At 70.0% G+C, this 26037-nt stretch carries 22 protein-coding genes and 1 other annotated feature; of the genes, 15 read left to right on the top strand and 7 right to left on the bottom strand.

Annotation, left to right across the window (positions count from 1 at the left end):
• Positions 1 to 15: 15 nt before the first annotated feature.
• On the bottom strand, positions 16 to 714 hold the full coding sequence (gene dorR / locus RSP_RS15865) for a two-component system response regulator DorR (RefSeq protein ID WP_002723488.1): 699 nt from the start codon (positions 712 to 714) through the stop codon (positions 16 to 18).
• A gap of 269 nt (positions 715 to 983) precedes the next feature.
• On the opposite strand from dorR, the gene torC reads away from it, so the two are divergent.
• From torC to RSP_RS15895, 6 genes are all read left to right on the top strand, one after another.
• Positions 984 to 2162: a pentaheme c-type cytochrome TorC gene (gene torC / locus RSP_RS15870; RefSeq protein ID WP_011338996.1), complete on the top strand. Its 1179-nt coding sequence runs from the start codon at positions 984 to 986 to the stop codon at positions 2160 to 2162.
• The gene (locus RSP_RS15875; RefSeq protein ID WP_011338997.1) at positions 2159 to 2839 is read left to right on the top strand and encodes a TorD/DmsD family molecular chaperone; all 681 of its coding nucleotides are present in this window, start codon (positions 2159 to 2161) and stop codon (positions 2837 to 2839) included. Before torC ends, RSP_RS15875 begins: the two co-directional genes overlap by 4 nt.
• A complete protein-coding gene (gene torA / locus RSP_RS15880) occupies positions 2836 to 5304 on the top strand; it encodes a trimethylamine-N-oxide reductase TorA (protein ID WP_011338998.1) in 2469 nt (822 codons plus the stop codon). The genes RSP_RS15875 and torA overlap by 4 nt, the downstream gene beginning before the upstream one ends.
• A 130-nt stretch (positions 5305 to 5434) precedes the next feature.
• Positions 5435 to 6667, top strand: a complete 1233-nt coding sequence (locus RSP_RS15885) for a molybdopterin molybdotransferase MoeA (RefSeq protein WP_011338999.1) — start codon at positions 5435 to 5437, stop codon at positions 6665 to 6667.
• A 56-nt stretch (positions 6668 to 6723) separates the two neighbouring features.
• A complete protein-coding gene (gene moaA / locus RSP_RS15890) occupies positions 6724 to 7740 on the top strand; it encodes a GTP 3',8-cyclase MoaA (RefSeq protein ID WP_011339000.1) in 1017 nt (338 codons plus the stop codon).
• Between the two features lie 178 nt (positions 7741 to 7918).
• On the top strand, positions 7919 to 9898 hold the full coding sequence (locus RSP_RS15895; protein WP_011339001.1) for a PhoX family protein: 1980 nt from the start codon (positions 7919 to 7921) through the stop codon (positions 9896 to 9898).
• Positions 9899 to 10193: 295 nt separating this feature from the next.
• Here RSP_RS15895 and RSP_RS15900 read toward each other — a convergent pair whose 3' ends face one another.
• Entirely contained in the window at positions 10194 to 11072 is an 879-nt protein-coding gene (locus RSP_RS15900) for a LysR family transcriptional regulator (RefSeq protein WP_011339002.1), read from the bottom strand.
• A 160-nt stretch (positions 11073 to 11232) separates the two neighbouring features.
• Between RSP_RS15900 and RSP_RS15905 the strand changes: the two genes are divergently transcribed.
• Positions 11233 to 12162: a ring-cleaving dioxygenase gene (locus RSP_RS15905; RefSeq protein WP_011339003.1), complete on the top strand. Its 930-nt coding sequence runs from the start codon at positions 11233 to 11235 to the stop codon at positions 12160 to 12162.
• 336 nt (positions 12163 to 12498) lie between these two features.
• A complete protein-coding gene (locus RSP_RS15910) occupies positions 12499 to 13116 on the top strand; it encodes an alpha/beta hydrolase (protein WP_011339004.1) in 618 nt (205 codons plus the stop codon).
• Between the two features lie 114 nt (positions 13117 to 13230).
• Here RSP_RS15910 and RSP_RS15915 read toward each other — a convergent pair whose 3' ends face one another.
• Positions 13231 to 13515: an SH3 domain-containing protein gene (locus RSP_RS15915; RefSeq protein WP_011339005.1), complete on the bottom strand. Its 285-nt coding sequence runs from the start codon at positions 13513 to 13515 to the stop codon at positions 13231 to 13233.
• A 280-nt stretch (positions 13516 to 13795) separates the two neighbouring features.
• Between RSP_RS15915 and RSP_RS15920 the strand changes: the two genes are divergently transcribed.
• A complete protein-coding gene (locus tag RSP_RS15920) occupies positions 13796 to 14266 on the top strand; it encodes a MarR family winged helix-turn-helix transcriptional regulator (protein WP_011339006.1) in 471 nt (156 codons plus the stop codon).
• An 18-nt stretch (positions 14267 to 14284) separates the two neighbouring features.
• On the opposite strand, the gene RSP_RS15925 is transcribed toward RSP_RS15920, so the two are convergent.
• From RSP_RS15925 to RSP_RS15940, 4 genes are all read right to left on the bottom strand, one after another.
• Positions 14285 to 16219, bottom strand: coding sequence for a TonB-dependent receptor plug domain-containing protein (locus RSP_RS15925; protein WP_011339007.1), 1935 nt, complete (start codon positions 16217 to 16219; stop codon positions 14285 to 14287).
• A 508-nt stretch (positions 16220 to 16727) separates the two neighbouring features.
• On the bottom strand, positions 16728 to 17819 hold the full coding sequence (locus RSP_RS15930) for a quaternary amine ABC transporter ATP-binding protein (protein ID WP_011842650.1): 1092 nt from the start codon (positions 17817 to 17819) through the stop codon (positions 16728 to 16730).
• Positions 17812 to 18723, bottom strand: coding sequence for an ABC transporter permease (locus tag RSP_RS15935; RefSeq protein WP_002723508.1), 912 nt, complete (start codon positions 18721 to 18723; stop codon positions 17812 to 17814). The genes RSP_RS15930 and RSP_RS15935 overlap by 8 nt, the downstream gene beginning before the upstream one ends.
• Positions 18724 to 18790: 67 nt before the next feature.
• Positions 18791 to 19792, bottom strand: coding sequence for an ABC transporter substrate-binding protein (locus tag RSP_RS15940; RefSeq protein ID WP_011339009.1), 1002 nt, complete (start codon positions 19790 to 19792; stop codon positions 18791 to 18793).
• A 628-nt stretch (positions 19793 to 20420) separates the two neighbouring features.
• Positions 20421 to 20476 (top strand) — a sequence feature (sul1 is cis-regulatory element that is thought to sense ions involved in sulfur or methionine metabolism; They are found in Alphaproteobacteria).
• A 193-nt stretch (positions 20477 to 20669) separates the two neighbouring features.
• Here RSP_RS15940 and RSP_RS15945 point away from each other — a divergent pair.
• The 6 genes from RSP_RS15945 (at position 20670) to RSP_RS15970 (ending at position 26032) form a co-directional block, all read left to right on the top strand.
• Positions 20670 to 21326 carry a serine O-acetyltransferase gene (locus RSP_RS15945; RefSeq protein WP_002723512.1) on the top strand — a complete coding sequence of 219 codons (657 nt, stop codon included), beginning with the start codon at positions 20670 to 20672 and terminating at the stop codon, positions 21324 to 21326.
• Between the two features lie 26 nt (positions 21327 to 21352).
• A complete protein-coding gene (locus RSP_RS15950; protein WP_002723515.1) occupies positions 21353 to 21664 on the top strand; it encodes a hypothetical protein in 312 nt (103 codons plus the stop codon).
• Positions 21661 to 22356 carry an SDR family NAD(P)-dependent oxidoreductase gene (locus tag RSP_RS15955; protein ID WP_011339011.1) on the top strand — a complete coding sequence of 232 codons (696 nt, stop codon included), beginning with the start codon at positions 21661 to 21663 and terminating at the stop codon, positions 22354 to 22356. The genes RSP_RS15950 and RSP_RS15955 overlap by 4 nt, the downstream gene beginning before the upstream one ends.
• Position 22357: 1 nt before the next feature.
• A complete protein-coding gene (locus RSP_RS15960) occupies positions 22358 to 23698 on the top strand; it encodes an ANL family adenylate-forming protein (protein WP_011339012.1) in 1341 nt (446 codons plus the stop codon).
• A gap of 148 nt (positions 23699 to 23846) precedes the next feature.
• The gene (locus RSP_RS15965; RefSeq protein ID WP_011339013.1) at positions 23847 to 24629 is read left to right on the top strand and encodes a DeoR/GlpR family DNA-binding transcription regulator; all 783 of its coding nucleotides are present in this window, start codon (positions 23847 to 23849) and stop codon (positions 24627 to 24629) included.
• 269 nt (positions 24630 to 24898) lie between these two features.
• Entirely contained in the window at positions 24899 to 26032 is a 1134-nt protein-coding gene (locus tag RSP_RS15970; protein ID WP_009561250.1) for an MFS transporter, read from the top strand.
• Positions 26033 to 26037 lie beyond the last annotated feature (5 nt).

The following is a 26037-nucleotide window of genomic DNA, read 5'->3' on the forward strand; positions in this document are numbered from 1 at the left end:
CGGTCTCTTCCGGCGTCAGGCCTGGAAGACGTAGCCGATGCCGTGAACGGTCACGATCAGCCGCGGGTCGGAAGGGTCCGCCTCGATCTTGCGGCGGATGCGGCGCACTAGCACGTCGATGGTCCGGTCGAAGGTCTCGTGCCCGCGGCGGCCGACATGGTTCATCAGCTGGTCGCGGGTCAGGACCTGCCCGGGATGGGCCACGAAGGTGGCCAGCAGCTCGAACTCGGCCCGTGTCAGTTTGACATGATTGCCCGCGGGATCGGTCAGCGCCCAATGGGCCGCGTCGAGGGTCCAGCCGTCGAAGGTCGTCGCCGGCTGGTCCGGCCGCACCAGCCGCAGGGCCGCCACCCGCCGGGCGAGATTCTTTGCCCGCGGCAGGATCTCGCGCATGTTGTAGGGCTTGGTCACATAATCGTCCGCGCCGAGCTCCAGCGCCACGATCCGGTCCACATCCTCCTTCCGGCTCGTCACCATGATGATGCCGACCTCGGACTGCCGGCGCAGTTCCCGCAGAATCGACAGCCCGTCCTCGCCCGGCATGTTGATGTCGAGCATCACCACATCCACGTCGCCCTTGGCGAAGACGCGGCGCATCTGCTCGCCGTCGCGCGCCTCGCTGACCTCGTGATTTTCCTTGCGCAGATACATCGCGAGCGTCTGGCGGCTGACCGGATCGTCCTCGACGACAAGCATGTGGTAGTTCTTCTTCATGACGCGCGAGGTCTCCTGCGGCCGGTTGGACCTAATGCACCCTTTCGCGCCCCGATTTCAACGGCAACTCATTCACTTGGCCGCTGTTAACATCCTGTTCACATCATTTTACGCCAGGTTAACAATCTGACGCAACGCGGTTCACACCGCTCCTCCACCTTGGCTTTCAACAGAGGCAGCAAGCCGGTGGACCTTCGGGGAAGGACCGGCGCGCCCGCCGCATTCCTGCGGCATGGGGGCGTTCTCGCGGCCGGGCTTCGGAGGCAAAAGTGATCAGCAGGATTTGGAAGGCTTTCTGGCGACCGAGCACGAAATGGGGGCTCGGCGTCCTGCTCGTGACCGGCGGCATCGCCGGTGCGGTCGGATGGAACGGGTTCCACTATGTGGTGGAAAAGACCACCACGACGGAATTCTGCATCAGCTGCCACTCGATGCGGGACAACAACTACGAGGAATACAAGACCACCATCCACTACCAGAACACCTCGGGCGTGCGGGCGGAATGCGCCGACTGTCACGTCCCGAAATCCGGCTGGAAGCTCTACCGCGCGAAGCTCCTCGCCGCGAAGGACCTCTGGGGCGAAATTCAGGGCACCATCGACACGCGTGAGAAGTTCGAGGCGCACCGGCTCGAGATGGCCGAGACCGTCTGGGCCGACATGAAGGCCAACGACTCGGCCACCTGCCGGACCTGCCACTCGTTCAACGCGATGGACTTCGCCCACCAGAAGCCCGAGGCCTCGAAGCAGATGCAGCAGGCGATGAACGAGGGCGGAACCTGCATCGACTGCCACAAGGGCATCGCCCACAAGCTGCCCGACATGGCCAGCGGCTACCGCGCGCTGTTCTCGAAGCTCGAGAAGGCCTCGCAGTCGCTCAAGCCCAGCAAGGGCGAGACGCTCTATCCGCTCCAGACCATCGAGGCCTATCTCGAGCGGCCCTCGGGCGACAAGGCGAAGGCCGACGGCCGGCTTCTGGCCGCGACGCCGATGCAGGTGGTCGACGTGAAGGGTGAGTGGGTGCAGGTCGCGGTGAAGGGCTGGCAGCAGGAAGGCGCCGAGCGGGTCATCTACGAGAAGCAGGGCAAGCGGATCTTCAACGCCGCACTGGCGCCGACGGCCACGGGCTCGATCGTGGCGGGCGCGTCCATGGTCGATCCGGACACCGAACAGACCTGGACGGATGTCTCGCTGACGGCCTGGGTGCGCAACCGCGACCTGACCGACGACCAGGAAGCGCTCTGGCAGTATGGCAAGCAGATGTTCAACGGTGCCTGCGGCATGTGTCACGTCCTGCCCCACACCGAGCATTTCCTCGCCAACCAGTGGATCGGCACGCTCAACGCCATGAAGAGCCGGGCGCCGCTCGATGACGAACAGTTCCGCCTCGTGCAGCGCTACGTCCAGATGCATGCGAAGGACGTGGAACCGGAAGGAGCTGCGGAATGACCCTCGCGCATTCCCTCCCCAGCGCCCACATGCCCGTCCCGGCGCCTGCCGCCGGGGCCGGCGAGATCGCCCCGCTCTGTGCCTGGCTGGCCGAAGTGTTCATCGCCCCGCCGTCGGCCCCCGAGATCGGCGCCTATCGCCGCGGGGAAGCCGCGGCCTGGCTGGCCAGCCTTGCGGCCGACCCCGACTTCGCCCCCGGCGCCGCCGCCATGCGGCAGGCGCTGGCCGGGGAGGGCAGCGACGAAGCCCTCGCAGCCCGGCTCGGGACGGCCTTCAACCGGCTGTTCCTCGGCTTCGGCGGCCGCCGCACGGTGGTGCCGTGCGAATCCGCCTGGCGGGGAAACGGGCGGCTCTATCAGGCCCCGGCGGCCGAGATGCAGCATCTCCTCGCCCGGGCCGACCTCTCGCTCGGCGCAGGCTGCGTCGAGCCGCCCGACCACATCTCGGTCGAGCTCGCGCTCCTGTCCTTCCTGCTCGTGAGCGGGGATCCCGGCACTAGCGCCATGAAAGAACGCCTGCAGGGCTGGATCCCGGCCTTCTGCGCACGTTGCCTCGAAGAGGATACGACGGGCTTCTGGGGAGGCGCCGCGCGTCTCCTGACCGCCGCGGTGGCCGCATGCCCCGCCCGGGACGAAGCCCGGCAAGACCGTCATACGGAAGAAAGGAAAGCCAGATGACTAAGTTGTCAGGTCAGGAGCTGCATGCCGAACTCTCGCGGCGCGCCTTCCTGAGCTATACGGCGGCTGTGGGGGCTCTCGGTCTCTGCGGCACCTCGCTCCTCGCGCAGGGAGCCCGCGCGGAAGGTCTCGCCAACGGCGAGGTCATGTCGGGCTGCCACTGGGGCGTGTTCAAGGCCCGGGTCGAGAACGGCCGCGCCGTGGCCTTCGAGCCCTGGGACAAGGACCCCGCGCCGTCGCACCAGCTGCCGGGCGTGCTCGATTCGATCTATTCGCCCACGCGGATCAAATATCCGATGGTGCGCCGCGAATTCCTCGAGAAGGGCGTGAACGCCGACCGCTCCACCCGCGGCAACGGCGACTTCGTCCGCGTCACCTGGGATGAGGCGCTCGACCTCGTGGCCAAGGAACTGAAGCGCGTTCAGGAAAGCTACGGGCCCACCGGCACCTTCGGCGGCTCCTACGGCTGGAAGAGCCCGGGCCGGCTGCACAACTGTCAGGTCCTCATGCGCCGCGCGCTGAATCTCGCGGGCGGGTTCGTGAACTCGTCGGGCGACTATTCGACCGGCGCCGCGCAGATCATCATGCCGCATGTCATGGGCACGCTCGAGGTCTACGAGCAGCAGACCGCCTGGCCCGTGGTGGTGGACAACACCGAACTGATGGTCTTCTGGGCCGCCGATCCGGTGAAGACCAACCAGATCGGCTGGGTGGTCCCCGACCATGGCGCCTTCGCGGGCATGCAGGCAATGAAGGAAAAGGGCACCAAGGTCATCTGCATCAACCCCGTGCGCACCGAGACGGCCGACTATTTCGGCGCCGAACTCGTGTCGCCGCGGCCGCAGACCGACGTGGCGCTGATGCTCGGCATGGCGCACACGCTCTACAGCGAGGATCTGCACGACAAGGACTTCATCGAGAACTGCACCTCGGGCTTCGACATCTTCGCGGCCTACCTGACCGGCGAGAGCGACGGCACGCCCAAGACGGCCGAATGGGCCGCCGAGATCTGCGGCCTGCCGGCCGAGCAGATCAAGGAACTCGCCCGCCGCTTCGTGGGCGGCCGGACGATGCTCGCCGCGGGCTGGTCGATCCAGCGGATGCACCATGGCGAACAGGCGCACTGGATGCTCGTCACGCTGGCCTCGATGATCGGCCAGATCGGTCTTCCGGGCGGCGGCTTCGGCCTCAGCTACCACTACTCCAACGGTGGCTCGCCCACGAGCGACGGCCCGGCGCTGGGCGGTATCTCGGACGGCGGCAAGCCGGTCGAAGGTGCGGCCTGGCTGTCGGCGAGCGGCGCGGCCTCGATCCCCTGCGCCCGCGTGGTGGACATGCTGCTCAATCCGGGCGGCGAGTTCCAGTTCAACGGTGCCACGGCGACCTATCCCGACGTGAAGCTGGCCTACTGGGTGGGCGGCAACCCCTTCGCGCACCACCAGGACCGCAACCGGATGCTCAAGGCCTGGGAAAAGCTCGAGACCTTCATCGTGCAGGACTTCCAGTGGACCGCCACCGCGCGCCACGCCGACATCGTCCTGCCGGCGACGACCTCCTACGAACGCAACGACATCGAGTCGGTGGGCGACTATTCGAACCGCGCCATCCTCGCGATGAAGAAGGTGGTCGATCCGCTCTACGAGGCCCGGTCGGACTACGACATCTTCGCAGCCCTGACGGAGCGTCTGGGCAAGGGCAAGGAATTCACCGAAGGCCGCGACGAGATGGGCTGGATCAGCTCGTTCTACGAGGCGGCGGTGAAGCAGGCCGAGTTCAAGCAGATGGAGATGCCGTCGTTCGAGGACTTCTGGTCGGAAGGGATCGTCGAGTTCCCGATCACCGAGGGCGCGAACTTCGTTCGCTATGCCGACTTCCGCGAGGATCCGCTGTTCAACCCCCTCGGCACGCCCTCGGGCCTGATCGAGATCTACTCGAAGAACATCGAGAAGATGGGCTATGACGATTGCCCGGCCCATCCGACCTGGATGGAACCGGCCGAGCGTCTCGGCGGGCCGGGGGCGAAATATCCGCTCCATGTGGTGGCGAGCCACCCGAACTCGCGGCTGCACTCGCAGCTGAACGGCACCTCGCTGCGCGACCTCTATGCGGTGGCGGGGCACGAGCCCTGTCTCATCAACCCCGACGATGCGGCCGCGCGCGGCATCGCGGACGGCGATGTGCTGCGGGTGTTCAACGACCGCGGGCAGATCCTCGTGGGCGCGAAGGTGAGCGACGCGGTGATGCCGGGCGCGATCCAGGTCTACGAGGGCGGCTGGTACGACCCGCTCGACCCCTCGGAGGAAGGCACGCTCGACAAATACGGCGACGTGAACGTGCTGTCGCTCGACGTCGGCACCTCGAAGCTGGCGCAGGGCAACTGCGGCCAGACCATCCTCGCGGATGTCGAGAAATATGCGGGCGCGCCGGTGACGGTGACCGTGTTCGACACGCCGAAGGACGCCTGAGGCGCCCCGGCCGGGGCGGCGGTTCCGCCGCCGCCTCACCTTCCCGGCCCGCACCCGCTGCCGGGCCGGGACTTCTGACATCACCCGCTTCGGTGGCGACAGCCGCCGCCGCACCCGAGGAGACAAGCCGGTGTCCGCCGAGACCACGCCTCCGCCGCTGCTCGACATCGAAGCCGCAACCCGGCTCGCCCGCGCGCTCGTCTCTCCGATCGCCGAGGCCGAGACCGTGCCGCTGGCGCAGGCGTCGGGCCGGGTCGCCGCGCGCAGGATCTCGGCGCCGCGGGCCCTGCCTGCCGCCGACCGCTCCGCCATGGACGGGTTCGCCCTGCGCGCGGGCGATCCGGGCGAGGGCGGCACACTGCCCGTGGCGGGCACCATTGCCGCCGGAGAGCCGCGCCGCGCCCTGTCCGAGGGCGCGAGCCTCCGCATCTTCACCGGGGCCCTCCTGCCCGAGGGTGCCGATGCCGTCGTGCCCCTCGAGGACTGCATCGAGGAGGGCGGCCGCCTCCGCCTCCGCCATCCCGCAAAGGCCGGCGACCATGTCCGCCGCGCCGGCAGCGAGCAGCCCGAAGGGGGCACGCTCCTGCGGTCCGGCGCGCGGGTCCGTCCGCAGCATGTGGGTCTGCTGGCCGCGAACGGGATCGGCGCGCTGGCCGTCGTGCGCCGTCCGCGTCTGGGCATCCTGTCGACCGGCGACGAACTCGGCCGGGACGGGCAGGGGCCCGAGGGCATCCCGGACAGCAATCGCCCCATGCTGATCGCCCTGGCCGAGGCCGCCGGCGCCGAGGTCGAGGATCTGGGGATCCTCCCCGACGACCGCGACGCCCTCGTGGCGCGGCTGCAGGCGCTCGGCGGGCGTCACGATCTGCTGGTGACGTCCGGCGCCGTCTCGATGGGCGGTCGCGACCATCTGCGCCCCGCACTCGAAGCGGCGGGCGGCACGGTCGAGGGCTGGCGCGTGGCGCTGAAGCCGGGCAAGCCCGTGCTGTTCGGCCGCCTCGGCCCGACCGCCGTCACCGCGCTGCCCGGCCATCCGCTCGCGGCCTTCGTCACCTTCCATCTCTTCGTCGCGGCCCAGATCGCGCAGATGCTGCGCTTGCCCTGGACGCCCCTCTTCACCGAGCCCGCGCGGTCCGGCTTCGACGGCCTCCGCAAGCCGGGCCGTGCCGAGGTCGTGCCGGTGCGGATGGGCCACGGTCAGGTGCAGGGCGTGCCGATCCTGCGCCGGCTGGGCGAGGGCGGCTCCGGCTCGCTCTATCCCCTGGCCGAGGCGGACGGTCTCGCTCTCGTTCCGTCCCACCTCGACCGCATTCGCACCGGCGACCGGCTCCACTGGTACCGGTTCGCCTGCGGGCGGGGCTGATCCCGTGATCGCCCTGCCCGCCTTTCTTCCGCCCGCCGATCCCCAAGGATGTCGCCATGCTTCATGATCCCCTTGTCCCGCTCAGCGACAGTTTCGGCCGCACGGTCACCTACCTGCGCGTCTCGGTCACCGACCGCTGCGACCTGCGCTGCACCTACTGCATGTCCGAACACACGAGCTTCATGCCGAAGCGCGAGCTCCTGACGCTGGAAGAGCTCGACCGGCTGGTGAGCGCCTTCGTCGATCTGGGCGTGCGCAAGCTGCGCGTCACCGGGGGCGAGCCGCTCGTGCGGCGCGGCATCATGACCTTCTTTCAGGCGATGGGGCGCCATGTGCGCTCGGGCGCGCTGAAGGAGCTTACGCTCACCACGAACGGCACGCTGCTCGCCCGCCATGCGGCCGAACTGGCCGACTGCGGCGTGAAGCGGGTCAATGTCTCGCTCGACACGCTCGATCCCGCGAAATACGGCCGGATCACCCGCTGGGGCCGGCTGGAGAATGTGCTGGGGGGCATCGCCGCGGCGCAGGCCGCGGGCCTCCGGGTCAAGATCAACACGGTGGCGCTGCGCGGGCAGAATGACGACGAGCTCTTCCGTCTCGTGGACTGGTGCGCCGAGCAGGGCTGCGATCTCACCTTCATCGAGGTCATGCCGATGGGCGAATTCGGGGTCGAGGACCGGCTCTCGCAGTTCTGGCCGCTGAGCGAGCTGCGCGCCGAACTCGAGACCCGCTACCGGCTCGCCGACACGGCGCTCTCGACCGGCGGCCCCGCCTCCTATGTCCGGGTCGCGGAGACCGGCCAGACGATCGGCTTCATCCGCCCGCTCAGCCACAATTTCTGCGCCACCTGCAACCGCGTGCGCCTGAGCTGCCGGGGCGAGCTCTACACCTGCCTCGGCACCGAAGGGTCGAGCGACCTGCGCCCGGCGCTCCGCGACGGCGAGGCGGGGCTCGGGCTCTATGCGGCCATTCAGACCGCGCTGCGCCTGAAACCTGCGGGCCACGCCTTCGGCTACCTCGCGGGCGGCGTGCAGGGCGCGATGGCGCGCGGCATGAACCACACCGGCGGCTGATCGGAGAGGGGCGGCAGGCGGGGCGGACCCGGCCCGCCCTTTACCGGCGCTTTCCGACCCACGCTGTCCGCCTGCTGGAGCCCGCGTGGCAGCGCGCGCAAAATGTCGCAGTGACATGTTTCTGTTGCGCTTCGCGCGTAGCACCGGTCCTGACCGAGCAACGGCCAGGAGAAGACCGATGACCGATCTGCGTCAGAGCCAGATCTTCCGCACCTCGAAGCTGGAGGAGGCCGACGGGCCGGGCCTCAATCCGACCGCCACTCCCACGATGGGCGACATCATCGCCGCGCGCTTCTCGCGCCGCGGCTTCCTCAAGGGCTCGATGGCCTCCGCCGCCATCGCGACGACCGTTTCTCCGGTGGCGCTCCTTGCCGCGGGCGAGGCGCGTGCGCAGGGCAGCTCCGCCTTCAGCTTCCCCGAGGTCGAGGCCGGCGTCGATGCCGACCACCATGTGGCCGAGGGCTACGATGCCGATGTCCTGCTGCGCTGGGGCGACAAGGTCTTCGCCGATGCGCCGGAGTTCGATCCGCGGGCCCAGAGCGAGGCGGCGCAGGAGCGCCAGTTCGGCTACAACAACGACTTCGTGGGGTTCATTCCGCTCGACGGGGCGACCGACCGCGGCCTTCTGGTCGTGAACCACGAATATACCAACGAACATCTGATGTTCCCGAACGTCGTCACCCTGAAGGACGGCGAGATGGTGGTGGCCGATGCCACCGCGGACCGGGCCGACATCGAGATGGCCGCCCACGGCGGCACCGTGATCGAACTGCGCAAGGTGGACGGCAAGTGGGCGCCGGTGCTCGACGGGCGCCTGAACCGCCGCATCACCGCCAAGACCCGGATGCAGCTCACGGGCCCGGCGGCGGGTCATGACCGGCTGAAGACCTCGGAGGATCCGTCGGGCGCCGAAGTGCTCGGCACGATCAACAACTGCGCGGGCGGCGTCACCCCGTGGGGCACCTACATCATGGCCGAGGAGAACATCCACGGCTACTTCCTGGGCGACCTGCCGGCCGATCATCCGGAGGCGCGCAACCACGAGCGGCTGGGCGTGCCCGGCGCCTCCTACCAGTGGGGCAGGTTCCACAAGCGCTTCGACGTGGGTCAGGAGCCCAACGAGCCGAACCGCTTCGGCTGGATCGTCGAGGTCGATGTGATGGACCCCACTTCGGTGCCGAAGAAGCGGACGGCCCTCGGACGCTTCAAGCACGAGGGCGCTGAAAGCGTCGTGGCCAAGGACGGCCGCGTCGTCTTCTATCTCGGCGACGACGAGCGCTTCGATTATGTCTACAAGTTCGTCACCAACGGCCGCTACAACCCCGACGACCGCGCGGCCAACATGGACCTCCTCGACGAGGGCACGCTCCATGTCGCCCGGTTCGAGGCCGACGGCTCGATGCGGTGGATCCCGCTCGTCCATGGCGAGGGTCCGCTCACGGCCGAGAACGGTTTCGAAAGCCAGGCCGACGTGCTGATCGAGACGCGGCGCGCGGCGGACCTTCTCGAGGCCACGCCCATGGACCGGCCCGAGGACATCCAGCCCAACCCGCAGACCGGCCGCGCCTATGTCATGCTGACCAACAACACCAAGCGCACCGAGGCCGATGCCGCCAACCCGCGCGTGAAGAACGCCTTCGGCCATATCATCGAGATCCTCGAGGCCGACGGAGATTTCACGGCCACGACCGGCCGGTGGGAGATCCTGCTCCAGTGCGGCGACCCGGCGGTGGCCGAGGTGGGCGCGACCTTCTCGACCGAGACCACGAAGAACGGCTGGTTCGGCATGCCGGACAATGCCGCGGTGGATGCCGACGGCCGCCTCTGGGTCTCGACCGACGGCAACTCGATGGCCGATACCGGCCGGACCGACGGCCTCTGGGCGGTGGACACCGAGGGCGATGCGCGCGGGACCTCGCGCCTCTTCTACCGGGTGCCGGTCGGGGCCGAACTCTGCGGCCCCTGCCCGACCGAGGACATGAGCACCTTCTTCGTTGCGGTCCAGCATCCGGGCGACGGCGGCGAGGACTGGGAGGGCCACGGCCGCCTGTCCTACTACGAGGATCTCTCCACCCGCTGGCCGGATTTCAAGGACGACATGCCGGTGCGCCCGGCCGTCGTGGCGATCACCCGGCAGGGCGGCGGCCGCATCGGCTGACGCCGGAGGCCCGGCTGACCAGAGACGGAGGCGGGCCCGAAGGCCCGCCTCTTCCGGTCCGGCAGAAGCAACGTCCCGGGAGGGTCCTCGCGATCTGCGCCTCCCCCGGAGGCGCAGCGCAGCCGCCGGAGAGAAAATCCAGATCGGCGATGTCTGCCCAACCGAAGCAGCGCACCCCCATTTGCTCGTCTCGCGCTGACAGGCGGTCGTCGCCGCTGCGAGCGGCTACTGGCTCAAACCGGAGGCGCGTGGCCCCGTGCCGCGCCGATACCTCGATGACGGCATTCCTTCGCGGTCAAGCCTCCCCCTCGATGAACGGCTTTCGCGTGCGCAGGTCGGCCGCGACGAAGTCCAGAAACACCCGCACCCGGGCGGAGTGGCGCAATTCCCGATGCGTGAGAAGCCAGAGATCGGCCGCCAACTCCGGAAGCGGGGCCGACAGCCGCACGAGATCCTCGCGCTTATCGCCGATGAAGCAGGGCAGGTGGCCCTGGCCGATCCCGGCTGCGATGGCTTCCGCAAGGCCGCTCAGGCTGTTCAGCCGGTAGACCACCCGCTCGGCCGGCACGCGTGCACGCTCGGCCTTCACCACCGGCAGCGCGGCGAAGCTCTCGTTCAGCGAGACCCAGGGGACGGGGGCCTCGGCCCCCCGCGGGCCGTAGAGCGCCCAGCCGATGCGGGCGGCCCGGCGACCGACCAGAGCCTCGGGCGGCGTGTCGGTGGCGCGGATCGCCACGTCCGCGTCGCGCTTGGAGAGGTTCAGCGCCGCATCGGCGATCACCACATCGAGCCGCACCTCGGGACACTTGCGCTGGAAGGCCGCGAAGATCGGCGTCAGGAGATGCACGAGCAGGGCCTCGCTGGTCGTGACCCGCAACTCGCCCGCGGGCTGGATCTCCTGCCCGGCGAGGCGGCGGGTGAAGGCCGCGATATCGCCATCGACCCGCTCTGCCAGCGCCACCATTTCCTCGCCCGCGGGGGTGGCCGCGTAGCCGGTGCGGTGGCGCTCGAAGAGGAGGGTGCCGAGGCGCTCCTCGATCTGGCCCAGACGCCGGAAGGCGGTGGAATGGGCGATGCCGAGGGCCGCGGCCGCCCCCGTCAGGCCGCCCGCCGCGGCCACGGCCTTCACCAGCCGGAAATCGTCCCACGCCAGCGTTCGGAAGGGATCGGCCATGGAGAATGCCCTCGCGGTCTGTGCTCCGGCGCAAGAAGCGCGCCATCGGTGCAAGGTTAGTCTTGCATGGATGCAATGGGAAGCGGGGTGACGCGGCGGCCGGCCTTCCCCATCTTCCTGTCAACGCGAAGGGGCCGCCCCGGCCCCGAGGAGGATCGAAATGACCCAAGGCCTGCACCATGTCACCGCCATCTCCGGCCCGGCCCGCCGCAATCTCGACTTCTATACCCGCACGCTCGGGCTGCGCCTCGTCAAGAAGACGGTGAACTTCGACGACCCCGGCAGCTACCACCTCTATTACGGCAATGACGCAGCCGGACCCGGCAGCCTGCTCACCTTCTTCCCGTGGGAACACGCGGCTCCCGGCCGGGCCGGCATCGGCGAAACGCAGGAGACGCGCTTCCGCGTGCCCGAGGCCGCCATCGGCTTCTGGACCCACCGGCTGATCGCCGAGGCCGTGCCGCACGAGGCGCCCGTCCGGCTCTTCGGCGAGACCGTGCTGGCCTTCCGCGACCCGGACGGCATGCGGCTCGCGCTCGTGGGCGTGCCGGGGATCGAGGGCGAGCCTGCCGCGGGCACCGATGCGATTCCGGCCGAGGCCGCCATCCGCGGCCTGCACGGCGTGAGCCTCCTCCTGCGCGAGGCGGGCGCCACCGGCGCGATCCTGACCGACGTCCTCGGCTTCGCCGAGGCCGGGCGCGAGGGCACCGTCCTGCGCTATCGCTCGGGCAGCGGGATCGGCGGTCTCGTGGACATCCGCGAGGCGGGCGAGTTCCTTCCGGGCCGCATGGGAGCGGGGTCGGTCCATCACATCGCCTTCCGCGCCGCCGACGATGCGGAGCAGGCGGCGATGCGGACGCGGCTGGCCGAGACCCACGGGCTGCGGACGACCGAGCAGCAGGACCGGAACTACTTCCGCTCGCTCTATTTCCGCGAGCCGGGTGGCGTGCTGTTCGAGATCGCGACCGACGGCCCCGGCTTCACGGTCGACGAGCCGCTGGCCGATCTCGGCCGTGGGCTGAAGCTGCCGGCGCAGTACGAGCCCTACCGGCAGGAGATCGAGGCCCGGCTGCCGGCCCTGACCGACTGAAGCGACCCGGAGGCGCTACCGCGCCTCCGACTGACGCGATCCGGAGGCGCTGCGGCGCCTTCGGAGGACTCGCCGCGGTCGCGCGCGGGACTGCCGCAGCCTCGCGCGTCGCCCGCTGATGTATCCCGCTTCGGCCCGCGCGATCGGGCGACCTCGCCGCACCGCTTCTGTGCGGGGCGCGCCCCCTCCGGCCCGGGCACCCGCAGCGGACCACCGCTGCGCCCGCTCCATTCCCGACCCGCCCCGCGCGGTCAGGACGCGTCGGCCTGCTGTCCGCGGACCCGCGGCGGCGCAGCCGGGCCCCGACGCTGCCCGCCGCAGACTCAAGGAGATGCCATGTCCACCGACACCCTGTCCCACCGCCACCTCTTCGTGCCCGCGACCGATCCCGGCCGCCCGCCGCTCCTGCTCTTGCACGGCACCGGCGGCGACGAATCCGACCTCGTGCCGCTGGGACGGGCGGTCGCGCCCGGGGCGGCGCTCCTGTCGCCGCGCGGCGCGGTGCTCGAGCAGGGGCGGCCGCGCTTCTTCCGCCGGCTCGCCGAGGGCGTCTTCGACGAGGCCGATGTGGAGCGCCGCGCCCACGATCTCGCCGACTTCATAGACGAAGCGCAGGCCCGCTACGGCCTCGCAGCGCCGGTGGCGCTCGGTTTCTCGAACGGCGCCAACATTGCGGCGGCGCTCCTCTGGCTCCGGCCCGAGGTGCTGGCGGGCGCCGTCCTGCTCCGGCCGATGGTGCCGCTGGCGAGGCCCCCGTCGGGCCGCCTCGAGGGGCGGCCGGTGCTGATCCTCTCCGGCAGCGCCGATCCGATCGTGCCGGCCGAGAACGCCGCCCGACTGGCAGAGCGGCTGACGGAGGCGGGCGCGGCGCTCACCCACCGCACCCTGCCTGCGGGCCACGGGCCGACCCAGCGCGATCTCGATCTGACGACGGAATGGCTTGCGGCGCACTAACCGCCTCTCGCGCCGCGGCCCGCACCGGGCCGCGGTCGGCAAGGGCCGAAGCCTCCATGCCTCTCTCCGCCGCGTCATGTCGCGAAGGAGGCGTCGGCACCGAAGAACCCGCCCTCAGCGCTCCGAGAGGTAGTCGGCGGAGACGTAGCCCACGATCCGCGGCGCACTGACCGGCGACACCCGGCACCAGAGCTGGCCCATCTCCGTCACGCAGCCCTGACGCCGGAGCGCCGTGCCGTCCGGCAGGCCGAGGAGGACACGGTAGCCGAGCCCCGGCCCGGCGCGGAGCTTCAGGAGTTCGTCGCCCGCACGCTCGACGACCACCTGTCCGCCCGGGCTTCCCGCGCAGCCGGCAAGGGCCAGCATCGCGGCCAAGACGGGAAAGAGCAGTCGATGCATGGGTCACCTCGGGTCTTCGGGGGCTGCAGGACGATCCGGCCCCCGATGTGACCGAGATTTCCGCCCGTGGCAACCGGCCTCCGCAGGCACGGTGCCGCCGCCTGCCGGTCCTCCCCCCATCGCGCCCAAGCACCCGCTGCCGGTGCCGCACAGCGCCGGAGACGACGCCCGGGCTGCGAGCGGGGGAGCGCTTTGGAGAGAGCAGCCGAAGAAGGGCACCTTGCCGTTCCTGCGCCGGGCGAGGAAGATCGTGCACCCTCCCGACCGATAGGTTCCTGTCTTGTCCCTGACTTCCCGTCCGATCCCGTTCCAGAACGATCCCGACCCGTCCATGGGCCTGAACCGGGCCTGGTTCAATCTGCTGCGCGTCCAGCGCAGCCTGATGCCGAAGGTCGCGCGCCGGCTGAAGGCGGAGGGGGTCGAGGATGTCGTCTGGTACGAGATCCTTCTGGAACTGGAGCGGGCAGAGCCCTCCGGCCTCGCCATGGCCGAGATCGAGCGGCGGCTTCTCGTGGCGCAATATGCCCTGTCGCGCCATGTCGCGCGCATCGAGGCGCGCGGCTGGATCGCCCGGCGGCGCGCGCCGGGGCAGGGCCGGGGGCAGATCCTCTCGCTGACCCCGGCGGGCCGGGGACTGCACGACCGGATCTGGCAGATCTACCGCGAAGCCATCCACGAAGAGCTCGGCGCCCGCCTCAGCCATGAAGAGGGCTATGCGCTGGCGGCGCTGCTGATCCGGCTCTATCCCTGACGGCCGCGACCGCCGCCCTCAGAAGCGCGTGACCGCGCTGAGCGTGATCGTCCGGCCCGGCTCCTTCAGCGAGGTGACGTCGCTGTATTCCGCGCCGTAGGTCGCGCGGTCCGCATAGGTCTTGTCGAATAGGTTGTCGACCTGCAGCCGGAGCGTGAGGTTCTGCGCCTCAGGCGGCACATATTCGGCAAAGAGGTTCACCACCGAATAGCCCGCGAGATCCCGTTCGGCCGTAGCGGGCATGTCGTGGTCGAGCGCGAGATCGAGCCCGCCGCCGAGCCGCAGCCCCGCAACTGCCGTGTCCTGCTGAAGCTCGACCGCGGCCACCGTGCCCAGAGGGGCGCCGAAGTCGAGCGCCTCGTAGCCCGCGGCCTTTGCGCCGTCCACCTTCACCTCGCTGTGGGAGAGGGTGACGCGCGCAAAGCCACCGTCCCAGCCGTAGGTCGCGCCGAGGTTGAAGCCGCGGCTCTCGAAGTCGAACATTTCGGTGGCACTGCGCGCGCGGTTGATCTCGGTCAGGAAGAGCTCGCCTCCGACCTTGAAGGCGCCCACGTCCCAGTCGAAGCCGAGGCTCGCGTTCCGCGCCCGCGACGGCCGGAGGCTGTCGTAGCTCCAGCTCGGCCGGAAGATGTAATTGTCCTCGATGTCGATGCCGCCGAAGATCGAGGACAGGCCGCCGCGCAACGTGAGGCGCTCGGTCAGGGCGTAGCTTGCGGAGAGGTTGCCCGAGGGCCCCGAGTGGCCGAGGTCGCTGCCATCGACGCCCTCGAACTCCTGCCGGTCGAGGCGGCCGCCGAACGAAAGGCGCCAGCGATCGGTGGGCTCGAGCCGGGCCTGCACGAAGAGGCCGAGGTTGTGCGATGTCTCATCGAGGAACTCGCCGAAGGTCGGGCTCGAATATTCCCCGAACCGGCGCTGCCAGTCGAGGCCGGCCGAGATCCGGTCGGTGGCGTTCAGGTGAAAATCGTTCTGCAGCGTGGCCGACCATGTGCCCGACAGGCCGTTGCTGTCGTAGGGCAGGGGAATGACGACGTCGCTCTCCGAATAGCCGAGCCGGAGGCTCGGATCCCACATCCCCTCGCCTTGCGTGTTCTCGTAGGAGAGCGACCAGCTTTCCCGCGTCGTGTCGTAGACGCGCAGCTGATCGACCACCCCGCCCAGACCGCCGAAATTCGCGCGGAACTGGCGCAGCTCGTCGTCCCTCAGGCGCAGCGCCGACAGCTCGAACCGGTGGCCGCCGTCGCTCTCATAGGCGAGCTTTCCCAGCGCGCTCTTGAGATTGGCCGCCGTCCCGAGCCGCGTGGCCCCGTCTCCATCCTCGTAATCGTCGCCCGTGGCGCGCTTGGCGTAAGCCAGCCACTCGAAGCCGCCCTCGCGCCCGGCGAGGGTCAGGGCGCCCTGCGCCGTCTTGCCGTTGTCGCCGTAGCTCAGCCGCAGGGTGCCGCCGAAGCGCTGCACCTCGCCGAGGATGTCGGCGGCATCGACCGTCTCGAACACGACCGAGCCCGCGAGCGCATGGGGCCCGGCATCGGCCGGCGAGATCGTGGCATCCACGCGCACCTGCTTGAGCAGCCCCGGATCGATCGCATTGGCCGAGACATGGTGGAAGGCGCGGTTGTTCTGCGCGGCCCCGTCGATGCTGACGCCGAGATTCAGCATGTCGACGCCGTTCACGAAGATCTTCTGCGTGAGAGGCAGCGCCCCTCCGACCGAGACAGAGGCGATGCCCGCGAAGACGTCCTTGAGGTCTCCGGTGCGCGCGCGCTCCAGCTCGGCATCGGCGACATACATCGAGGTGGCGCGGTCGGCGGCTTCGGCGAAATCGTCGCGCGCCTGCACCACGATGGGATCGAGCGAGAAGGCCAGATCCTGCGCATGGGCGGCGACGCAGGACCCGCTCAGGGCGGCGCTCCCGGCCAGAAGCCGGATCGTTCGGGGCGACAGGATGGACATGGGTCTCCAGGGTCAGCTGATGCGAAACGGATGCGCGCTGGGGAAACCTGGCTTCATGGCACCTTAGCGGGACGCTCCGTTAGATGCAATCGCATGTTAAGAGGGGCGGCCTGGCGGTTCCGAAAGGAGTCGGCAGGAGTGTGAGCAAGGGCACAGCGATGCTTACCGACCCAGCAGACAGAGGTTCCGCCGTGCGGCGTCCCCTTCGGCGCGAAGACGAGGGCGCTGTGCCCTCGCGCGGCCCGCAGCGGAGGGGGGATCGCGGCCGACCTCCTCAACGTCGTCCGGCTTTGGTCGACCGAAGGAGAGGCGCGCGGGCTGCCCCGGCAGCCGACGCCCAGAAGACCAGCTCCGATCTGACCTGCCGAGTGAACGGCCGGCTCCAGCCCGGTGCCCTTTCCGCACCGGGCGAATGCTCCGGTTGCGGCGTCCCAACCGGCACTTGCTTTGCCGCCTGCGCACCGGACGGCGCCGGGTCATGCGCCCGGCGCGGGACATTCGGCGTCAATCAGCGGTGGGCGGGCGGCCCCTCCTCCAGCGGTCGGACCATCGCCGCGAGGAGGGTCGAGAGCGTCAGAATCCCCTTCGGCCGCTGCCGCGGGCCCACCACCAGCGCCCGGTCGGCGCCCGCCTCGGTCATGCGGCGCGCGGCCTCCTCCAGCACGAGCCGCCCCGGCAGCTCGAGTGCGGGGCGCTCGTCCCCCAGCGGCTCCGCCACCGCGTCGATGCGGATCACGCGGGCGCGGTTCACCTCGCGCGCGAAGGCCGCGATATAGTCGTTCGCGGGCCGCATCACGATGTCCTGTCCCGTGCCCACCTGCTCGAGCCGCCCGTCGCGCAGGATGGCGATCCGGTCGCCGAGGCGCAGCGCCTCGTCGAGATCGTGGGTGATGAAGACGATGGTCTTGTGCAGCTCCTCCTGCAGTTCAAGGAGAACCGCCTGCATGTCGAGCCGGATCAGCGGATCGAGCGCCGAGAAGGCCTCGTCCATCAGCAGGATGTCGGCGTCCGTGGCCAGCGCCCGCGCGAGCCCCACGCGCTGCTGCATCCCGCCCGAGAGCTGCGAGGGATAGCTCTCCTCATAGCCCTTCAGTCCCACACGGTCGATCCAGCGCCGGGCCACCGGCTCGGCCTCGGACCGCGACATGCCGCGGATATCGAGCCCGTAGCAGGTATTCTCGAGCACGGTCCGGTGCGGCAGCAGCCCGAACTTCTGGAACACCATCGCCGTGCGCGTGCGGCGGAAGGCGCGCAGCTCGGTCGGGGTCATCTTGCAGACGTCGGCCCCGTCGAACAGGATCTCGCCCGCGGTGGGGGCAATGAGCCCGTTGATATGCCGGATCAACGTGGATTTGCCCGAGCCCGACAGACCCATGATGACAGTGATCTTGCCGGGCGGGATCTCGAGCGAGATGTCGGTCAGGCCCAGCACATGGCCGTGGCGGCGGTTCAGCTCGCCCTTGGTGAGCCCGCGCCGGACGGCCTCGACATGAGAGGCGCCGTCGGGCCCGAAGATCTTGTAGAGGTTGCGGATCTCGAGGCCCGGGAGGGTGGGGGCCTCGTCCTCGTCCTCGATCTGCACGAGGGTCTGGTCAGTCATGCGCGGCCTCCCGGTGTTTCTGCAGCCGCCGGCCGAAGGCCTGGCTCGTGCGGTCGAAGACGATGGCGATGGCCACGAGGGCGAAGCCGTTCATGAAGCCCAGCGTGAAGAACTGGTTGTTGATGGCCTGCAGCACGTTCTTGCCGAGACCGCCCACGCCCACCATCGAGGCCACGACGACCATCGAAAGCGACATCATGATCGTCTGGTTCACCCCGGTCATCAGCGCGGGCAGCGCCAGCGGCAGCTGCACGTTCCAGAGCTTCTGGCGCGCTGACGAGCCGAAGGCCTCGGCCGCCTCCAGCACCTCGGCATCGACGAGCCGGATGCCGAGATTGGTCAGGCGGATCATGGGCGGCACGGCATAGATCACCACGGCGATCATGCCCGGCACCTTGCCGATGCCGAAGATCACCACGACGGGAATGAGATAGACGAAGGAGGGCAGCGTCTGCATCACGTCGAGCACGGGATTGACGAGGCGCTGCATCCGGTCGGAGCGGGCCGCGAGGATGCCGATGGGCAGGCCGATGATGACGGCGGCGACGGTGCAGACCGACACCATGGCGAGCGTCACCATCGTGTCCTCCCACAGGCCGAACCAGCCGATGGCGCACATGGCCACCGCCGAGCCCGCGACGATCCGCCAGCTGCGCGATCCGGCCCAGACGATGGCGAGGAGCACCGCGAGCACGACGATCCAGGGGGTGGAGGTGAAGGCGCGCTCGATGGCGTTCAGCGCCAGCTGAAGCGGCGCGGTGGCCGTGTCGATCGCGTCGGAGAAGCTGCGCACGAGGTCGCGGAAGCTTCCGTCGATGGTCTTGCGCATCATGCGCAGGGTTCTGCCGTCCAGCGCGGGAAACTGGCAGAAGGCTTCGGGCAAGCTCCAGCAGGCGGAGGCCATCCTGTTCCTCTCGGGTAAGGTCAATGAACGAAGCCGGGCAGGGACTGCCCGGCTTCGGGTCGGGCGGTCAGAGCGCCGCGGCGACCCGGTCGGCCACGTCGGCCGGAAGCCAGGCGCGCCAGAGGTCGGGATAGGTCTCGAGGAAATGGTAGGCCGCATCCTCGTTGGTGGCCTGGCTCTCGTCCATCCAGGCGAGAATCTGGCCCACCGTCTCGTTGCTCCAGCTGCGGGCCTTCACATAGTCCATGGCCACACCGGCCTTCTCGGCGAAGGAGGGCGTGACGGCGGTGAAGACCTCGGACACCGGATAGGAGTTCACCTCGGGATCGGCGCAGTCCGGCACCGCGGTGCAGGCATCCCAGGCGGCCTTGTCGTGCGGCACCGAGAAGGGCAGGCGCACCATGTCGTATTTGCCGAGGATCGCCGTCGGCGCCCAGTAATAGCCGAGCCAGCCCGCCTCGCGCTCGTAGGCATTGGCGATCGAGCCGTCGAGCCCCGCGGCCGAGCCCGTGTCCACGAGATCGAAGCCGTGGTCTTCGGCGCCGAGCGCCCGGAACAGGTTCTCGGTCGAGACCTGGCAGTTCCAGCCCGAGGGGCAGTTGTGGACGGCGCCGCGCGAAGCATCCTCGGGGGCGGGGAAGAGATCGGGATGCTCCAGCGCCTTCTCGACACTGTCGATCTCGGGGTGGGCCTCGGCGAGGTAACGCGGGATCCACCAGCCCTCGACGCCGCCGTCCTTCAGGATCTGCGCCGCGACGACCATGCGCCCCTCCTCGACCGCCGCCTCGAGCGGGGTGCGCACGGCATTGACCCAGAGTTCGGGCGCCATGTCGGGCTCGCCCTTTTCGTTCATCGAGGTGAAGGTGGGCATCGTGTCGCCGGCCACCAGCTCGACCGTGCAGCCGAACCCTTCCTCGAGGATGATCTTGTCGACCTGGGCCGCGACGCCGGCCGAGGCCCAGTTCATCTCGGCGATGCTGATCCGGCCGCAGTCTTCGGCCGCCCAGGCGGGAGCCGCGAGGGCTGCGAAGGATACGGCGAGGCAACCGGAAGCGAGGCGCTTCGTCATGGACGTTCTCCTGTCATTGCGGCACGCATGAGACGATCGCCGGCGTGCCGCGGACACCGGAAATCCTGTGGATTGTCTGAGCCCGCTCGATGCACCGGAAGGCGCGGGGCTGTTGGCCATGCCGGGCCGCCGGAGCGGCCCGCGGGCCCCGGATGCAGGGCATCCGGTGGGTCGAGCGCGGGCGGCGGGCCGAAGGCCTGCGCCGCAATCGCACTCAAAGCTCCGCCGACGCAGAGCGCCGCGGCTGCGGGCGCAGGATGCACCCGGCAGTGTGGGCGTACGAGCGCCCGAAAGGGGATGGACGCGCGCTGCGTCCGGCGAAGGATGAACACGCCCCGCAGGGCGGTGCGCAAGAATATGCCGAAACCGACAGGCCATGTCGTAAATGAAACATCGAGCCGGTGCAACCCGTTGCGTGACAGGCCCCTCCGCCCCTGTCGCCGCGCGACCGGCCGGCCTGTCTTCTGCCACCCGCCGGACGCGACCCAGGCGCGAGCGGAATCCCGCACGGCTCAATCTGAGGTTTTTCGGGCGCCGCACGAGTGCGTTACGTCACCTCTGCAACCTGGAGCGATCGGCCTTTTGAGGCTTGTCATGCTGCCCGGACGCGTTACGCTTTAATCCATCGCAAGGACCCGGTGTGATTCCGGGTGGCTCTTCCGGCCGCTGATCCGCCGGACCACGCTCGACCCTCTTCGATCCGAAGATGTGAGCCCGACATTGCATGCAGCCCACGGCGGCGGTTCCATTATCGGAGCCGGTCCCGAGGCGCTGGGATCTGACGACCCTCTCCGACGATCCCGTCCCGCAGCCGCGGGTGCCCTGACATGTCGCGTGGTCTTCCGATCGATGGAACATGACGCTTGCCAGGATATTCATGACGAAGACTTTCGAACCTGTTTCTTCCGCCGCGGATCCGCGGCCCGAGGCGGTCTCGCCCGCGCGCGAGATCCTTCTCGAACGAATGCTCGAGGCGCCCTTCGACGGCGACGAGGCGGCGATGATCCGCGCCGTGGGCTTCCGCTTCCTGATCGGCGAGGATTTCCGCACGCATGAGCGCGACCCCTTCGCCCCCGGTCTCCACACGCTCTGGATCCACCGTATCGGGGTTCATGCCGACAATCTGCGCCCGCCGCTGCGCCAGATCGCGCGGGCCGTGCACAGGCTGGGCCAGCTCTTCTGCCGCAATTTCTACGGCATCGAGATCGAGCGCAGCGTCCGCGTGGGCCGCAGGCTCGAGATCGGCCACCAGAGCGGCATCGTGATCCACCGCCACGCCACCATCGGCCACAATTGCGTCATCCGGCAGGGCGTGACCTTCGGCGTCGGCACCGACTGGATCGAGGGCAAGGGGCCGGTGATCGGCAACGGCGTGCGCTTCGGCGTGGGCTCGGTGGTGATGGGCAACGTCACCATCGGCGACCGGGTGACCGTGGGGCCGAACTGCGTGATCTCGTCCGACGTGGCGCCGGACTGCACGCTCTTCCTGCCGCCGCCGCGCGTGCTGCCCAAGGCGCGCCCGGCGACCGCCTGACCTTTATTTTCAACGGAGGAATTTTGATGACGACCGACCCGAACCGGCTTCTCGCCGCGCTCCACGAGGCTGTGGCCGAGGTGAACCTCTCGCTGCCGCCCGAGCGCCAGATCGCGACCGATCCGGATGCCGTGCTCTATGGCGAGGGCAGCCCGCTCGATTCGCTGGGCCTCGTGAATTTCGTGATGGCGGCCGAGCAGCATGTGGGCGACGCGACCGGCCTCGACATTGTGCTGGCCTCGGAAGCGGCCATGTCGCGCAAGCGCAGCCCCTACCGCAGCCTGCGCAGCCTCGCCGACTATGCGGCCGAATGCGCCGCCGGAGCGCAGCAGGCATGAGCCGCGTCATCGCCATCACCGGCACGCGCAAGGGCATCGGCCGCGCGCTGGCCGAGACCTATCTCGCGCGCGGCTGGACCGTCGTCGGCTGCTCGCGCGATGCGAGCGACCTCACGCACCCGGCCTATCGCCACTACACGCTCGACGTGGCCGACGAGCGGGCGGTCGCGGGCATGATGCAGGATGTGCGCCGGACGCATGGACGGCTCGACGCGCTTCTGAACAATGCCGGCATCGCCTCGATGAACCATGCGCTGCTGACCCCCGGCAGCACGGTCGAGCGGGTGTTCGCGACCAATGTCTTCGGCACCTTCCTGTTCTGCCGCGAGGCCGCCAAGCTGATGGGCCGCCGCCGCACCGGCCGGATCGTGAACTTCGCCACCGTGGCCACGCCGCTCAAGCTCGAGGGCGAGGCGGTCTATGCCGCCTCCAAGGCCGCGGTCGTGTCGCTGACCGAGGTGCTGGCGCGCGAGCTGGCGCCCATGGGCATCACCGTCAATGCCGTGGGGCCGACCCCGGTGCCCACCGACCTCGTCGGCGCCGTGCCCGAGGAGAAGATGCGCGCGCTGATCGCCCGGCAGGCCATTCCGCGCTACGGCAAGATGGAGGATGTGCTCAACGTCTGCGACTTCTTCCTGCGCGACGAATCCGATTTCGTGACCGGCCAGACGATCTATCTCGGAGGGGTCTGAGATGGCCGATGCGCTCGCCACGCTCTTCGCCCGGATGGCCGCAGCGGAGGGGAAGACCGCGCTGATCGAGGCCGACGGCACGGCGGTCTCCTATGCCGCGCTCCTTCGCCGGGTGGAGGAGGCCCTGACGCGACTGGCCTGCGAGGGTGTGCCCCGCGGCGCCTCGGTCCAGCTCTGCGGCGATTTCGGCGCGGCCTCCGTGGTCTGGCTGCTCGCGCTCTGGCGGCACGGGGCCTGCGTCTCGCCGGTGGCGCCCACGAGCTTCGAGCGGCGCGCGGACTTCGCCGCCGTGGCCCGGGCGAGCTGGCGGATCGAGGCCGCGGACGAGGGGCTGGAGCGGCTCGGCGGCGGCTCGGACCATCCGCTCCTCGACCGGCTCCGCGCCGAGGGGGCGCCGGGGCTCGTCATCTTCACCTCCGGCACGACCGGGGCGCCCAAGGGCGCCGTCCATGACATGCGCCGCCTCCTCGGCAAGTTCGCCGCTCCCGGCAAGGATCTGGTGACGCTGGCCTTCCTGCTCTTCGACCATATCGCCGGGATCGACACGCTCCTCTATGCGCTGTCGAATGGCTCGACGCTCGTCTGCCTGCCCGACCGGTCCGTGCCCACGGTGATGGACCGCATCCGCCGCCATCGGGTCGAGGTGCTGCCCACCGCGCCCTCGTTCCTCAATCTCCTGCTCCTGAACGCGGGCGAGGGCCTGTCGCTGCCCAGCCTGCGCATCGTGACCTACGGCGCCGAGACCATGCCGCAGGCGCTGCTCGAGCGGTTGGCCGACGCACTGCCCGGCGTGCAGCTGACCCAGAAATACGGCACCTCCGAGCTCGGCGCCCTGCGCTCGCGCTCCGAGGGCGGGCGGTCGCTCTGGATCCGGCTCGAGGGGGCAGGGACCGCCTGGCGCGTGGTCGAGGGCCGGCTCGAGATCCGCACCGCAACCGCGATGCTGGGCTATCTGAACGCGCCCGATCCCTTCACCGCGGACGGCTGGTATCGAACCGGCGATCTGGTCGAAGTGGAGGGCGACCGGCTGCGGTTCCTCGGCCGGGCGGGCGACACGATCAACGTGGGCGGCCAGAAGGTGCTTCCCGCCGAGGTCGAGGGCGCGCTTCTGGCGCTGCCGGGCGTGGCCGAGGCGGCCGTCCATGGCGCGCCGCATCCGATCCTCGGCGCGGTCGTCGTGGCCCGGGTGCGGATGGCCGAAGCCGGGCTCGCCCCGGCCGAGCAGCGCACGGCCCTGCGGCGCGGGCTCGCCGGGCGGCTCGAACCCTACAAGATCCCCCAGAAGATCGAGATCGTGGCCGAGGCGCTGACGACCGAGCGGTTCAAGCAGAAGCGGGGCTGACCCCGCCACCGGACCCCGCCGCCGCCCCAGGCGCGTTTCCTGATCCTGCGGCGAAAGTCTCCCGACGGCTCCTTCCGTTGCGGCGGACTTGTGCCGAGACCACCGGGTTTGTCTGGCGCTGCACAGTCTCGCATGATATTGCACGTTCATGCACGTTTCCCCCGATCTTCCCCGCGCCCGGCGCACCCTCATCGCCGAGCGCCTGCGCGCGGGCCAGCCCGTCGTGGCCGCCGCGCTGGCCGAGGAATTCGGCGTCTCCGAGGATTCGATCCGCCGCGATCTCCGCTCCCTCGCACAGGAGGGGCTCTGCCAGCGCGTCTACGGCGGCGCCCTGCCGCTCTCGCCGGCCTCGACCCCCATCGGGGCAAGGCTGGGCGAGGAGGCCGCGCGCAAGCACGCCCTGGCCCGCTGCGCGGTGGATCTCATCCGGCCGGACCAGACCCTGTTCCTCGATGCGGGCAGCACGCTCGTGCCGCTGGCCGGGCTGCTGCCCGAAGGGCAGGGGCTGCGCGTCGTCACCAATTCCATCCCGGCCGCCGCCGCCCTGATCGGGCGCAGCGGCATCGCGCTGGTCCTGATCGGGGGCGGCGTCACCATGAGCGTCGGCGGAGCCGTCGATGCGCAGGCTCTGTCCGAGCTCGCACGCCTGCGGATCGACCTCTGCTTCCTCGGCGCCTGCGCCCTGTCTCCCGAAGAGGGGCTCGCGGGCTTCGAGATGGACGATGTCGCCTTCAAGCGCCAGCTCCTGCGGCAGAGCCGGACGAGCGTGCTGATGATGACGAACGGCAAGCTCGGCACGCAGGCTCCCTTCGCCATCGCCCGCGCGGACGAGATCGGCCACTACATCCTCGAGGCCGACGCGCCCGCAGAGATGGAGCTGCGGCTCCGCCGGACCGGCGCCACCGTGCTCCGCGCGGCCCCGCCCGCCTGAGAAGGCCCGATCTCCCTCGGCCTGCCTCTCCTTCAGCCCGATCTCTCTCCGCTCGTCTCCCTCGGCCCGATCTCCCACAGACCGTCCATCCTCAGCCCGATCTCTCGCAGCCTGTCCCCTCCAGCCGTTCCCCTCAACCCTTCCCCGCAAGTCTGTCCCGTCAGCCTGTTGTCCCCACGAGTCCCGTCCGCTTCCGCCTGTCCCCGCAAGCCGGTCCCCGCAAGTCCCTTCCCCTTCCGCCCGTCCCCCTCCCGCATACGAGACCTCCCATGCCGCCTTCCGCCGATACGCCCGCCACCCGCCTTGCCACCCGGCTGGCCTTCTTTGCGGCGGGCTTCGCCATGTCCTGCTGGGCGCCGCTCGTCCCCTTCGCCAAGGCGCGCACCGGCGTCGACGAGGCCGAGCTGGGGCTGCTCCTCCTCTGCCTCGGGATCGGCTCGCTGGTGGCCATGCCCGTGACCGGCTGGATCAGTGCGCGGACGGGCTCGCGCCCGATGATCCTGCTGGGCGGCGCGGGGATGGTGCTCTGCCTGCCGCTCCTTGCCGCCTCGGGCGAGGCCTGGCTGCTCGCGCTGGCGCTCCTTCTGTTCGGCGCCTCGCTCGGCACCCTCGACGTGGCGATGAACGTTCATGCGGTCGCGGTCGAGCGCGCCTCGGACCGGCCGCTGATGTCTGGCTTTCACGCCCTCTTCAGCGTGGGCGGCTTCGCGGGGGCGGGGCTGATGACGCTTCTCCTCTGGCAGGGCCTGTCACCCTTCGCGGCCTCGCTTGTGGGCAGCGCGGTGGCGCTGGCCGCGGTGCTGGCGGCCGGGCCCCGGCTTCTGCGCGCGCAGGGGGGCGAGCCGCCGAAGCTCGCGGTGCCGCGGGCGGCGGTGCTGCTGCTCGCGGGCCTCGCCGCCGTGACCTTCCTCGTCGAGGGGGCGCTGCTCGACTGGGGCGCGCTTCTCCTCGTCGGCCGCGCGCTGGTCGAGCCGGCGCAGGGCGGCCTCGGCTACATGCTCTTCTCGGTCGCGATGACCGTGGGGCGTCTCACCGGCGACCGGATCGTGATGGCGCTCGGCGACCGGCGGGTGCTCTTCTACGGCGGGCTCCTCACACTCGCGGGCTTTGCGCTGCTCCTCCTGTCCGACTGGCGGCCGGGCGCGCTCGCGGGCTTCGTGCTGATCGGCTGCGGCGCCTCGAACATCGTGCCGGTCCTCTTCAGCCTCGCCGGGCGCCAGACGGTCATGCCGCCCGCGCTGGCCATCGCGGCGGTGACGACCACGGGCTATGCGGGCATCCTCGCCGGCCCGGCGCTCATGGGCTTCGTCTCTCATGCGACGAGCCTGCCGCTCGCCTTCTGGATGCTCGCGCTCCTGATGGCGCTGGTGCCCGCCACGGCGCGCATCGTGGCGAGGAACTGATGCCC

The sequence above is a fragment of the Cereibacter sphaeroides 2.4.1 genome (assembly GCF_000012905.2).
Classification (GTDB): Bacteria; Pseudomonadota; Alphaproteobacteria; order Rhodobacterales; family Rhodobacteraceae; genus Cereibacter_A; species Cereibacter_A sphaeroides.